Origin of the sequence: Stenotrophomonas sp. AR029, assembly GCF_047520695.2 — a bacterium.
In the GTDB taxonomy this organism is placed as follows: Bacteria; Pseudomonadota; Gammaproteobacteria; order Xanthomonadales; family Xanthomonadaceae; genus Stenotrophomonas; species Stenotrophomonas sepilia.
Genome location: NZ_JAXBQQ020000007.1, coordinates 114,885 through 126,877, shown reverse-complemented (window position 1 = coordinate 126,877; position 11,993 = coordinate 114,885). Strand labels below are relative to the sequence as shown.

General features: G+C 64.5%; 15 protein-coding genes and 1 pseudogene. 14 read left to right on the top strand and 2 right to left on the bottom strand.

The window, feature by feature from the left end:
- Window positions 1-351: 351 nt before the first annotated feature.
- The 5 genes and pseudogenes from ACM0PB_RS18130 to ACM0PB_RS18110 all read left to right on the top strand — a co-directional run.
- Window positions 352-822 (top strand): annotated as a pseudogene (locus tag ACM0PB_RS18130) (RHS repeat-associated core domain-containing protein); the annotation flags it as partial.
- 192 nt (window positions 823-1,014) lie between these two features.
- Entirely contained in the window at window positions 1,015-1,455 is a 441-nt protein-coding gene (locus tag ACM0PB_RS18125; protein WP_329888958.1) for a YbbD-related protein, read from the top strand.
- A 203-nt stretch (window positions 1,456-1,658) separates the two neighbouring features.
- Window positions 1,659-2,069, top strand: coding sequence for a hypothetical protein (locus tag ACM0PB_RS18120; RefSeq protein ID WP_414604562.1), 411 nt, complete (start codon window positions 1,659-1,661; stop codon window positions 2,067-2,069).
- A 487-nt stretch (window positions 2,070-2,556) separates the two neighbouring features.
- Window positions 2,557-2,946, top strand: a complete 390-nt coding sequence (locus ACM0PB_RS18115) for a hypothetical protein (protein ID WP_070489794.1) — start codon at window positions 2,557-2,559, stop codon at window positions 2,944-2,946.
- A gap of 151 nt (window positions 2,947-3,097) precedes the next feature.
- The gene (locus ACM0PB_RS18110) at window positions 3,098-3,577 is read left to right on the top strand and encodes a hypothetical protein (protein WP_240431616.1); all 480 of its coding nucleotides are present in this window, start codon (window positions 3,098-3,100) and stop codon (window positions 3,575-3,577) included.
- A gap of 19 nt (window positions 3,578-3,596) precedes the next feature.
- Here ACM0PB_RS18110 and ACM0PB_RS18105 read toward each other — a convergent pair whose 3' ends face one another.
- A complete protein-coding gene (locus ACM0PB_RS18105) occupies window positions 3,597-3,971 on the bottom strand; it encodes a hypothetical protein (RefSeq protein ID WP_065185692.1) in 375 nt (124 codons plus the stop codon).
- 573 nt (window positions 3,972-4,544) lie between these two features.
- Here ACM0PB_RS18105 and ACM0PB_RS18100 point away from each other — a divergent pair.
- Complete coding sequence (locus tag ACM0PB_RS18100; RefSeq protein ID WP_019659894.1) at window positions 4,545-4,874, top strand: hypothetical protein; 330 nt, start codon at window positions 4,545-4,547, stop codon at window positions 4,872-4,874.
- On the opposite strand, the gene ACM0PB_RS18095 is transcribed toward ACM0PB_RS18100, so the two are convergent.
- On the bottom strand, window positions 4,868-5,272 hold the full coding sequence (locus ACM0PB_RS18095) for a ribonucleotide reductase subunit alpha (protein WP_065185691.1): 405 nt from the start codon (window positions 5,270-5,272) through the stop codon (window positions 4,868-4,870). The genes ACM0PB_RS18100 and ACM0PB_RS18095 overlap by 7 nt on opposite strands.
- A 194-nt stretch (window positions 5,273-5,466) precedes the next feature.
- Between ACM0PB_RS18095 and moaA the strand changes: the two genes are divergently transcribed.
- The 8 genes from moaA (at window position 5,467) to ACM0PB_RS18055 (ending at window position 11,972) form a co-directional block, all read left to right on the top strand.
- Complete coding sequence (moaA, locus tag ACM0PB_RS18090; protein ID WP_065185690.1) at window positions 5,467-6,447, top strand: GTP 3',8-cyclase MoaA; 981 nt, start codon at window positions 5,467-5,469, stop codon at window positions 6,445-6,447.
- A gap of 8 nt (window positions 6,448-6,455) precedes the next feature.
- On the top strand, window positions 6,456-7,451 hold the full coding sequence (moaCB, locus tag ACM0PB_RS18085; protein ID WP_065185689.1) for a bifunctional molybdenum cofactor biosynthesis protein MoaC/MoaB: 996 nt from the start codon (window positions 6,456-6,458) through the stop codon (window positions 7,449-7,451).
- Window positions 7,451-8,704 carry a molybdopterin molybdotransferase MoeA gene (locus tag ACM0PB_RS18080; protein ID WP_164229625.1) on the top strand — a complete coding sequence of 418 codons (1,254 nt, stop codon included), beginning with the start codon at window positions 7,451-7,453 and terminating at the stop codon, window positions 8,702-8,704. Before moaCB ends, ACM0PB_RS18080 begins: the two co-directional genes overlap by 1 nt.
- Window positions 8,704-8,964 carry a MoaD/ThiS family protein gene (locus tag ACM0PB_RS18075; RefSeq protein WP_111128615.1) on the top strand — a complete coding sequence of 87 codons (261 nt, stop codon included), beginning with the start codon at window positions 8,704-8,706 and terminating at the stop codon, window positions 8,962-8,964. The genes ACM0PB_RS18080 and ACM0PB_RS18075 overlap by 1 nt, the downstream gene beginning before the upstream one ends.
- Window positions 8,965-8,967: 3 nt before the next feature.
- Window positions 8,968-9,468 carry a molybdenum cofactor biosynthesis protein MoaE gene (locus tag ACM0PB_RS18070; protein ID WP_005416853.1) on the top strand — a complete coding sequence of 167 codons (501 nt, stop codon included), beginning with the start codon at window positions 8,968-8,970 and terminating at the stop codon, window positions 9,466-9,468.
- A 36-nt stretch (window positions 9,469-9,504) separates the two neighbouring features.
- The gene (gene mobA, locus ACM0PB_RS18065) at window positions 9,505-10,047 is read left to right on the top strand and encodes a molybdenum cofactor guanylyltransferase (RefSeq protein WP_065177648.1); all 543 of its coding nucleotides are present in this window, start codon (window positions 9,505-9,507) and stop codon (window positions 10,045-10,047) included.
- Complete coding sequence (locus tag ACM0PB_RS18060) at window positions 10,044-10,409, top strand: hypothetical protein (protein WP_053499740.1); 366 nt, start codon at window positions 10,044-10,046, stop codon at window positions 10,407-10,409. The genes mobA and ACM0PB_RS18060 overlap by 4 nt, the downstream gene beginning before the upstream one ends.
- A 144-nt stretch (window positions 10,410-10,553) precedes the next feature.
- Complete coding sequence (locus ACM0PB_RS18055; protein WP_053499738.1) at window positions 10,554-11,972, top strand: NarK family nitrate/nitrite MFS transporter; 1,419 nt, start codon at window positions 10,554-10,556, stop codon at window positions 11,970-11,972.
- Window positions 11,973-11,993 lie beyond the last annotated feature (21 nt).

Sequence of the window (11,993 nt, the reverse complement as noted above, 5' to 3'; positions counted from 1 at the left end):
GCTAAAGAAGGGCTCAAGCCGCCGATTGGTGTTCGCTCTGTTTCTGCTCGTATGGTTCGTAAAATCTATTTTGGGATTCATTGTTGTCGCAGGACGAGATGCTCCTGGCTACCCAGGCGCTGTGAGAGGCTTCCCATATCCGTATCTTGGAGATGCGACATTTTACGTTGTAATACCGGCTATGTTTGTAGGGCTTAACGTGATCATGTTTTTGTTCGCGAGCAGGATTCCGAAATGGTTAGCCATCATCGTTGCGGGGCTGCAATTATTTACTCTGCTGATGCTCCTGTTTCTTGGTGCAGGAGGAATTTAAGTGAGCTGCATATCCGAAGCCCCGCCACGCGGGGCTTCTCTTTCACCTGCAACGATGCCAACCGCATGAGCTCGGTGAAGTTGGGTGACGCCACAATTGAGAGCTACGGTTACAACCATCGCGGCGTGCGCGTGCTGCCTACCTCGGGTAGTGGCGTAGCGCAGATCACCCTGTACGACGAAGCAGGGCAGTGGCTGGGCAACTACTCGGCCACCGGCCAGGCGGAGCAGCTGGCCATCTGGCTGGACAACTACCCGGTGGCGCTGATCAATGTGCCGGCTACCGGCGTGCCGGAGCTGGCCTACGTGCAGCCGGATCATCTGGGCACACCGCACGTGGTGATCGATCCGGTGCGCGATGTGGCGATCTGGGAGTGGAGCAACAAGAGCGAGGTATTCGGCAACCAGCTTCCGAGTGCCGATCCGGATGGCGATGGTGTGGTGTTCGAGCTGGCGTTGCGCTTCCCGGGCCAGCAGGCCACGGATGCGAGCGGGTGGTTCTACAACTATAGTGGTTCGATAACTATAGTGGTTCGATCAAAACATCAAGGGCGACTCCACCGCTGACTCCGCTGCGGATCAGCTGGCAAACCGCCTCGGACGATCATCTGGACAAATGAGCCGTACGCGGAGTTGCTCGCAGATGTGCGGGAGCTATCGACCCGGTGGAAACTTCCCTTGCTGATGACTCGGATGCCTCAGATGTACGCCCCCAAGCTGCTCCCAATCGTGACGCTGTCAATCGCACTTTCTGGTTGCATGGAAGTTGCCAGCACCGAGTATGCAGACCGCAATCAAGCCGTCTCAAGGCAAGCAATCGGTGAATCCAAATGGTTGCCTTCATGGTTGCCAGAAGATGCAGTCAATATACGCGAGTCGCACGACATTGACACAAATGAATCGTGGCTGGTTTTCCACCTGACCAGCGGGGTTCTTACTTTGCCCGAAGAATGTAGGCTGGTGAGCAGGCCGGAGCTGTCCGGCGCGCGAGTCATGCGGAGATTTCCTCAGTTTGCCCGCAGCGCGTGGTCACGAGCATCAAGCTACTCCGGGAAGTTCTATCTGTTCCCGGAGGGTGATGTTGGTCGCTGGGTCATGCGCGATGAAGAGCTGGGCCTTGTTTACAGCGGAATAGCGCTATAAGTGGCTGGGCGGTCTCGCCTGGGAAGCGAAATGCGTGGCTGGCACTTTGCGATGTCCTTTCCCGGTGCCTGATTCGCTACTTTCCGGCCGAGCGTCGAGGTCGGGCATGGGTCACATCGACCTCGCCACTGGCCATGTTCGCGAATGGGAAGGCGCTGTCAGAGCATCGCAGGTTCCGGCAGGTCCTGGGGCGCGTGGCCGTGATGACGACTGTATGGGAGGGGATCTGGGATGTCGGCTCCATGCTCTATTGCGGCTGCAGCGCAGGCGGTGGATGGAGGCGAATAGAAATGAAAGAAAAAATGAGAGAAAGAGAGGCGCTGTCGCCAACTGGCTTCTATGACCAATACTATGCGGACAGTGGCCTGGATCAGGAAACCGTAGTGGAGCTGCTGGAGCATGTTGCAGACGAGCTTCGTTTGCCCTCCGGGAAGCTCCGTCCTGGAGATCGATTTTCGAAGGAACTGTCGCCTGGTGAAGCTGATGGCTGGGACTCGGGGTATGGAGTTTTAATATTCGAGCTTCAATCGCTCGCGAAAGAACGGGGTATTGCAGTCAATCGGCGGGTGGATTCGCTCGACGACTACATTCGTATCATGGTGGGTATCTATTGATGAGGTTGATGCGTACCTGAATGGTTGTATGCGTGAGACGTCGCAGTGCGTACTGAGGATCCGAGGATGCGAAAGGTGAGGTGTGCCGCAGCTGTCATGGCCGGTCTGGTTCTGGCCGGCTGTGCAACATTGGGTGGCGATATGATCGTGCGCGTCTCGGGAAGCGTGCCGCCTGGTCAGGGTGACGTTCGCGCTCTCGATTGTGAGCTGAGCATGCTCGGGGAGGGCGAAGGTGTAGTTTCGTCGAAACCGGTTGGAAGCACATTCGCGGTCCCCATTATGGTCGTTGCAGGGCCGGAACCCCAGAGCTACCAATTCGCCGTTGAATGCTCGGACGGCCGGAGGTTCGCATCCAAGCCGGTGCTGATCAGTAGTCGGCGCTCCTATGCTCGGGATCTCAACCTTGGGGAGCTTCAGGAGTGGTGAGAGAGAGGAAGGGGCGGACGAGGTCGCACCACCGTGGTATGCATCTGGTGGATTCCAGTAGATGAACCAAGATTTCAACTCTCTCGAATGGTGTGACGCCACGTTGCTGGCCATCAACATTGATAGGAGCAAACCTGGCGTATGCGACGAGGTAAAGGTCCACGTGCGCTGGCCGGACGGCCGGCAGGCAACCGTCTGCTTCTCGGAAGCCTACGGGTGCTCGGCGCTCATGAACTTCGGCGTACTGGGGGAGGAGGGAATAGAGTTCGCCAGGGTCGAGGACGACGAGCCGGGGCTTGCTCATCTTCTTGATCGTTGGAAGGCGGTCGGCTATCCGTTGTCCGGCCTGAAGTGTTTCCGTATCGAGACCACCTCGACCGGAAGCGTCATTCTCATCTACGCCAGGACATGGCGGATCGAGCATCTGCCGATGGCGGGTGCAGTGCCCTGAAGGACATTCCGTGCCAAGATTCCTCACCCCCGACAAGGTCTCCCTCATCCAAGGGAAGCGGCCTGAGAAGACCGAGCGGAGATGTGTTTGGGGTCATGATTTTTGGCCCTGCGGCGACGTTGTCCGCCACACTCTGCAAACTGGGGCCTTGATGATGGTGAGGATCCTGACAGCACTACTTCTGATTGGAGTCGGACTTGGATTCTCTGGCGGCGCATGGGCTGTAGGAAAGCGGCCCTTCAAGATGATCCAGTTCTGCGTGCATGACCAAGAGGGCGTGAATCGGTTCAAGCAGACCCTCAGCTCTATCGCCAACGACGAAGGAATGCAGTACTTCGATGGCAGCGCTGAATTGGATCGCCAGCTTGCCAGAGCAAAGGTGGACGTGAAGCGCCCTGTCGTCTACGTCGGAGTGAAGCGGGAAGATGGCTCTGGACTGGAGGCGGGGAACTTCGGATTGGATCGCTTCGAGATAGCCATCGGCTTCTCTGAAGGGAAGATGCCCGCCGAGGCACGGTCATTTTCTTTCCGCGTCGAACGCACCTTGGCCGAGCGCTGGAATGTACTCGCGATTCCCTCGGCGAAGGGCGCTACGCCGCTGGCATGTCGGGTGGAAGGCGGTTCTCGCTGAAGGGCGTTGCACATGACATTCACCCTTCGGGCTGCAACCGCCCCACCGCCTGGGCGCACAGCGACTGGCAAGCCATGACCAACCCCTCCATCACCCGGTCGCCCACGTACTGCCCGGGTTCGCCGTTCTGCCGGGTGCGTTCGGCCGCCAGCAGCATTTCCAGCACCACCCGCAACCCGGTCAATGCGCAATCGGCGTCGGCCAGAGCGAGGCAGCGGCCGGGCAGCTGGTGACGCTCCGGCCAGGGCTGCCCGTCGGCCGCCGCACCGGAGCCGATGCGGTGGAGGTTGGCAATGAAGGTGTTCCGGTCAATCGCAGGCGAAGCCGGTGGCGAACCGTCGTCAGTGGCGGCGCTGCGGTAGGCGTGCAGAGGCGGGAAGTCCGATTCGTTCATGGCAAGGCTCCGTGCAGGGCAATCGGCAGCCGCCACTCATAAAAGTGGCGGACGGTACGTGGTTCGAACACCGGGTTGATGTCAGTCCGGCGGGCCCGAAGGCCCCCACGCACCGCCCGCCATAGCCGGCAGACGGATTGCCAGCCGGCGCCACGCTGAGGTGGCGCCGGCTGGCAAGCGCATACATCAACATCAACTCGGGTGTTCGAAGCCCGGCCACCCTTTTCCGGTGGCACGCCATCTGAGCCCCTGGCGCTGTGCAATGCCAATCAGAAGAGTTGCAAACATCACTCGATTGGAGACGCTTTCGGCATTCTCCCATGCTGTTAAGCACTGCCAGCGCTGGCTGGCGCGGCGGTCCGCCCGCACCGTGCAATCTGCGACAGATGTCGAGGTTGGGGGGCGTTAGGGAACAAAGGGGGAGGGGCGATGACGACAGGCTCTGCGGGGAGCGACCTGTGTCGAGCATGGCCCGCGTCTACAGGCGCCAAAGCGTGACGTGCGACTCGGGTTGACGTTCCCAGCCACCAAGCGCAGGCTTGTTCAGCACGTTTCCTAAACAGAAGGAGACTTATGACCGCCACCGCTTCGCTGCACCCCACCCCCGACACCCAAGGCCGTTCCCGCCTGTGGAGTGTGTTCTGGCTGCAGGGCGTCATTCCCAGCAACATTCTGTGGGCGGTGGCCCTCTGGGCGCTGGCCAACCAGCGCACCCCGCTGCTGCTGGGGGTATTTGCCGTGCTGCTGCTCTATACCGGCTGGATCATCCCGGCGGTCTGGCGGGCGGCGCCCACCGCGCACAACCCCAACCTGGGCGTGGCGGCGCGCGGGCTGACCGTGGCCTGGGGGCTGAACACCGTGCTGGTGATCTTCTTCCTGACCCTGCAGCTGGTGGCTCAATAGAACTGAACGGGCTCGCCGCCACGGTCGAAGGCGGCGAAGCGGCCGATCTGACCGTCATGGATGGCGTTGACCATCAGCTGCAACGGGCGCGCGGCTTCGTCGCTGTTCGGCGCGAAACCGCCACGGCCATCCAGCGCCGCTACGAACACCAGGTCCCAGTCGATGCCGGTGGTGGTCGATTCGGCCGCCAGCGCCTGGAAGCTGGGCACCTCGGCCGGCAGCTTGTCCACGCACAGCACCGGCGACAGGGTGCCGCCCTCGCGGCGGTCATGCCGGTCGCGCTGGTCGCTGGTGGGCGATTCGGGCAGCTCGGCGCGCACGAATACGAACAGCAGGCGTTGCGGTTCAGCCTGCTCGCCGGCGGCGTGCAGCAGTTGCTGGAAATCGTTCATCATCATGAGGGTTGTCACACGCCCGCTGCACGGAAAGCCGCATGCTGCCACAACGCCTTCCGCGCGGGGCCGAACGCGATTGATTTAAGTCATGCCGATGGAACTGAAGGCCGCGTACTCTGGCAATCGTTCCAGCAGGCGAGGGTATCCGGGCCGTTCCGGGCACAGGCAAGACGGTGGAGCAACAAGGTGGACCAGCCATGAGCCAACTCACCGACGGTTTCGGACGCAGCTTTCCGTACCTGCGCCTGTCGTTGACCGAAGCCTGCAACTTCCGTTGCAGCTACTGCCTGCCCGACGGTTACCAGGCCGATGGCCGCCCGCGCTTCCTGCAGGTGGATGAAATCGCAAGGCTGGTGCGTGCGTTTGCCGCGCTGGGCATGAGCAAGATCCGCCTGACCGGCGGTGAGCCCAGCCTGCGCAAGGACCTGGACGAGATCATCGCCACCGTGGCGGCGGTGCCGGGCATCCGCAAGGTGGCCATCACTACCAACGGCACGCTGCTGCCGCGGCGCCTGCCGGGCTGGCACCGGGCGGGCCTGACTGCGCTGAACGTGAGCATGGACAGCCTGCAGCGCGAACGCTTCAAGACCATCACCGGCCATGACCGCCTGCCGGAGATCCAGCAGGGCCTGGCGCTGGCGCAGGCGTTGGGCCTACCGGCGATCAAGCTCAACGCGGTGCTGCTGCGCGGCCTGAACGACGACGAGCTGCCGCAGTGGATGGACTACCTGCGCGACCGCCCCTTCAGCGTGCGCTTCATCGAGCTGATGCGCACCGGCGACAACGAAGCTTATTTCCAGCGCCACCACCTGCGCGCCGACGTGGTGATCGAGCAGCTGCTGGCCGCGGGCTGGCACGAGCGCCCGCGCGCGGCCGATGCCGGCCCGGCGCGCGAGTTCGGCCACCCCGACCATCGCGGCAGCATCGGCATCATCGCGCCGTATTCGCGTGACTTCTGCAAGGGCTGCAACCGCCTGCGGGTGACCGCCAGGGGCGACCTGCGGCTGTGCCTGTTTGGCGAGTTCGGCGTTCCGCTGCGCCCGCTGCTGCAGCGCGACGAGGACCGCGACGCGCTGCTGGCACGCATCACCACCCAGCTTGGCCTGAAAGCGGCCGGGCATGGACTGCACCAGGGCCAGACCGGGCTGACCCCGCACCTGGCCTCCATCGGAGGATGAGCAACACGATGAGTGGGGAATTGAATGCGGCCTTCCATATGGCCGATGTCCGTGACAAGCGCATCACCCGCCGCCGTGCGGTGGCGGTGGGCGAGTTGCATGCCGGTCCAGTGGCGTATCCGCTGATCGTCGAGCGCCGCCTGCCCAAAGGCGATGCGCTGGTGATGGCCGAGATTGCCGGCCTGCAGGGCGCCAAGATGGCGTCGATGCTGATGCCGTTATGCCATCCGCTGCCGCTGGAACTGGTGCAGGTGTTCTGCGCGCCGGTGCCGGAGCGGCAGGCGATCCGCGTGTGGTGCGAGTGCGCCAGCGAGGCCCGCACCGGCGTGGAGATGGAGGCACTGGCCGGCGTCAACGCGGCGCTGCTGACCCTGTACGACCTGAGCAAGCCGGTGGAACCGGCGCTGCGCATCGAAGGCATCCGCCTGCTGTTCAAGGAAGGCGGCAAGCGTGGTGTCTGGCTGCACCCGGACGGCATGGACGAGGCCGAGCGTGAGCGTTTCAAACCGCGTGCGCCGAAGGGCCTGGAGGGCGCGGCCTGCGCGGTGATCACGCTGAGCGATCGCGCCAGCGACGGCACCTATGAAGATGTGTCCGGCCCGACCCTGGTGTCTGGCGTGGAAAAACTGGGGGGCGAGGTGGTAGCCGCCGAGGTACTGCCCGATGGCATCGAGCCGTTGGCGGGCCGCCTGCAGGCCTTGGCCGCCGAGGGCGTGCGCCTGTGCCTGTGTACCGGCGGGACCGGGCTGGGCCCGCGAGACCTGACCCCGGAGGCGTTGCGTTCCTTGAACGCGCGGCCGGTGCATGGCCTGGCGCAGATGGTGCGTGCACTGAGTGCACAGCACACGCCGATGGCCTGGCTGAGCCGCGCCGAGGTGGTGCAGCTGGGCAACATGCTGGTGTTTGCATTGCCGGGCAGCCCGAAGGCGGCGGCGCAGTGCCTGGACATCCTGGCGCCGGTACTGGGCCACGCACTGGCAATGGTCGAGGGTGGTGGCCACTGATGATTGCCTATAGCGAAGCCTTGCAGCACCTGCTGGACGCGGCCATGCCGCTGCCGGCTGAACATCTGCCGCTGCATGAGGCCGGCGGCCGCACTCTGGCCCGTGACATCCACAGCGCGCAGTCGCTGCCGCCGTTCGACAATTCGGCGATGGACGGCTTCGCGCTGCGCGCCGACGGCGCGACGTTCGAGGCCGGTACCGAGTTCGCGGTGCAGGGCTGGCAGGCGGCCGGCGATGCTGGCGCCGAAGGCGGCGAGGGTGCCTGGGAAATCATGACCGGGGCACGCATGCCGGTTGGGCTGGACACGGTGGTGCCGGTCGAGAATGTGGAGATCCTCGCCAGCGAGGACGGCCGCCCGACCCGCATTGCCCTGAAGGCATTGGTGAAGCCGGGCCAGAACGTGCGCCTGCGTGGCGAGGATGTAAGCGACGGCGAGCGCGTGCTGCAGGCCGGGCAGGTGCTGGATATCAACGCGCGCACCCTGCTGCATGCGATCGGCGTGGGCGAGGTGGCGGTGGTGGCGCGGCCGAAGGCGGCAGTGATCGCTACCGGCAAGGAGTTGGTGACCGAGGCGGCGCAGACGCTGGAATCCGGCCAGATCCGTGACAGCAACCGGCCATACCTGGTCGGCCGCCTGCAGGCCGCCGGTGCCGAGGTGGTGTGGCAGGGCACGGTGGGCGACGACGTGGCCGCCTTCAATGCGGTGCTGGATGAAGCGCTGGCTGCGGGTGCGCAGCTGTTGATCAGCACCGGCGCGGTGTCGGCCGGCCGGTACGATTTCGTTCCCGACGCGCTGCGCGGACGGGGTGCGCGCATCGTGTTCCACAAGGTGGCGATCCGCCCCGGCAAGCCGTTGCTGTTTGCGGTGCTGCCCAATGGCGCGCTGTATCTCGGTCTGCCGGGCAACCCGGTCTCGGCGGCCGTGGGCCAGCGTTTCTTCGTCGAGCCGGTGCTGCGCCGCCTGCTGGGGCTGGCGCCGGAGCCGGTGCTGACGCTGCCGCTGCAGGCCGACGTGCGCACGCCGCCGGGCCTGCGTTTCCATGCGCGGGCGCGGGTGGAAGTGGACGCGCAGGGGCGCCTGAGTGCGCGCGTGCTGTCCGGGCAGGAATCATTCCGTTTGATGTCCATGCTGCAGGCCAACGCCTGGGTGGTGTTGGAGTCCGAGGGAGACCTGGCCAGCGCGGGCACCTATGTGCGGGTGCAGGGCTGGGGTCACCACGAACCGGTGCAGCTGGTGAGCCAGGAGTCATGATGAAACAGGTGAATCTGCAGTTGTTCGGTGCGTTTTCCGATCTGGATGCCAGCCGTGAAATCGCGGTGGAGGTGGCCGGTGGCACCGTGGCCGATCTGCGCCAGGCGCTGCGCGAGCTGCTGCCACTGCGTTGGCCGGGTTTCCGTGCCGGCCTGCTGGATTACTCGGCATTCGCCGATCAGCAACGCGTGCTGCGCGACGACGAGGCGCTGCCCGACGATGGCCGGGTGGCGATCCTGCCGCCGGTGAGCGGGGGCTGAGCGATGAGCGAGACGATCATTGCCAAGGTGGTGGACCGCGCGCAGGCGGCGATCGATCCGGCCGAAGGCATCGCGGCGGTCTCCGATCCGGGCTTCGGCGGCATCGATGTGTTCATCGGCAAGGTGCGCGACGTCAACATCGGCCGGCCGGTGACCGGGATCACCTACGACCTGTTCGAGCCGCTGGTGTTGAACGAGTTCAAGCGGTTGGCCGCCGAGGTCGAGGCGACGTTTGGCCCGAAGCTGAAGCTGTATGTGGCCCATGCCAAGGGCCGGCTCGGCATCGGCGATGTGGCGGTGGTGGTGGCCGCCGGCAGCCCGCACCGTGACGAGGCGTTCCGCGCCTGCCGGCAATTGATCGAGGTGGTCAAGCATCAGTGCCCGATCTGGAAGCAGGAACATTACGAAGACGGCGACAGCGCGTGGAGCGAGGGCTGCAGCCTCTGCCACGCGGACAGTGAACCTGCACATGCCCACGACCATGCGCACGATCATCAACATTGATGCCGGCGCAGCCACGCATGGCGTGGCTCTACTGCGATGAGCATCACCGGCATCGTGCTGGCCGGTGGCCTGTCCACCCGGATGGGCCGCGACAAGGCGCTGCTGCCGTGGCAGGGGCGCACGCTGCTGGAACACATGCGGGGCCTGTTGATGCAGGCTGGCGCACGCGAGGTCTGGGTCAGCGGAAATTACCCGGCGTTCGGCGGCATACCGGACCGCCTGGCACGTTGCGGGCCGCTGGGCGGGCTCTACAGCGTGGCGATGCGCATGCCCGATGGCCCGGCCTGGGTGGTGCCGGTGGATACACCGCTGCTGCCGCCGCGATTGCTACAGCAATTGCGTGACGGCCATCGCGGTCCATGCACGATCTTTGCGGGCCACCCCCTGCCCATGCTGGTGGATATAGACGATGCTTGCCGCAACGTACTTGGATCGATGCTGGATGACCCGGACGGCCCGCGCTCGCTGCAGGCCCTGCAGCGCCGTCTTGGCGTGAATTCCGTGGCCCTGGCGCCGGTTGACGAGGCCGGGCTGGTCAACTGCAATACCCCCGAACAATGGGAGGATGTTGCGTCATGAAAGTGCAGTTGCAGGACCAATCGGTACGGCTTCGCCTGGACGAGGCCGAACTGGCGCGCCTGCTGGCCGGTGAATCGGTCGAGAACATGACCCGCTTCGGCGGTATCGAGGGCTGGGGCATGGCGGTGTCGCTGCATGGCGGCGAGCGGCCGGTGCTGCTCGATGGTGGCACCTTCTGCCGCCTGGTGCTGCCGCGCCCGGCGGTTGAGGCCTTGGCGGCGCGGCTGCCGTGCCGGGATGGCCTGCCATTCGACATTGCCCTGGAAGATGGCAGCCGGCTTCAGCTGCAGTTCGATGTGGACGTGCGCGACAGCGTGCGCCAGCGCGGAGTCACGCGCCGCAATACCGCTTCATCGGTTTGACATTTGTCAGGGGCAGGGTGAAAACCGGCCCCTGATTGATCCAGATCAACCCCGTCGTAGTTGCCGCACGGCCTAATGGCTGCACGACGACGGGTCACAACTTGAAAGCAATACCCACGTCATTCCACAGCCTTGGAGCCATGTATGACCGTCGGTAGCGATCCTGTTGTCCGCAGCACTGCCCGTCCGGGTCGCGTCATCAGCGACTGGACGCCGGAGGACCCCGGCTATTGGGAGCGCACCGGCAAGCGGGTTGCCACCCGCAACCTGGTCATCTCCATCCCCTCGCTGCTGCTGGCCTTCTCGGTCTGGGTGCTGTTCTCGGCGGTGTCGATCAGCCTGCCGAAGATCGGCTTCAACTTCAGCACCGACCAGCTGTTCTGGCTGGTGGCGCTGCCCAGCCTGTCCGGCGCGACCCTGCGCATCTTCTATTCGTTCGTGATCCCGATCTTCGGCGGCCGCCGCTGGACCGCGCTGTCGACCGCCTCGCTGCTGGCGCCGACGCTCTGGCTCGGCTTTGCGGTGCAGGACCCGGCCACGCCGTACTGGGTGTTCGTGGCCATCGCGATCCTGTGCGGCTTCGGTGGCGCGAACTTCTCATCGTCGATGTCCAACATCTCCTTCTTCTATCCCAAGCAGAAGCAGGGCCTGGCGCTGGGCCTGAACGCTGGCCTGGGCAATGTGGGCGTGTCGGTGGCGCAGGCGGTGATCCCGCTGGTCATCACCGTAGGCGTGTTCGGTGCGCTGGGTGGTGCACCGCAGCCCACGGTGGAGGGTGGGGCACCGCTGTTCCTGCAGAACGCCGGCTTCATCTGGGTGCCGGCCATCGCGCTGTGCGCCATCGCGGCCTGGTTCGGCATGAACGACCTGACCAGCGCCCGCTCGTCGTTCTCCGAGCAGGCGGTGATCTTCCGCCGCAAGCACAACTGGCTGATGTGCTGGTTGTACATCGGTACCTTCGGTTCCTACATCGGTTTCTCGGCCGGCTTCCCGATGCTGGTGAAGAGCCAGTTCCCGGACGTGAACCCGCTGGCCTACGCCTTCATCGGCCCGCTGCTGGGCGCACTGATGCGCTCGGTGGGTGGCAGCATGGCCGACCGCTGGGGTGGCGCACGCCTGACCTTCTGGGTGTTCGCGCTGATGATCGCCGCGGTGTTCGGTGTGTTGCACTTCCTGCCCAGCGATGGCCAGGGCGGCAACTTCCATGGCTTCCTGCTCAGCTTCATGGCGCTGTTCGTGCTCAGTGGCATCGGCAACGGCACGACCTTCCGCATGATCCCGGTGATCTTCCGCACGCTGCATGAGCGCTGGTCGGCCAACGACAACGCCGAGGGCAAGGCTACCGCCGCGCACCAGGCCAGCATCGAGTCGGCTGCGGTGGTCGGCTTTTCCGGTGCGATCGGCGCCTACGGCGGTTTCTTCATTCCCAAGAGCTACGGCTCGTCCATTACGTTGACCGGCAGCCCCGACATGGCGCTGTACGGATTCGTTGTTTTCTATGTCACCTGCCTGGCCGTGACCTGGTGGTGGTACTACCGGCGCGGTGCCGAGACACCCTGCTGACGACATGAAAACGCACCGCAG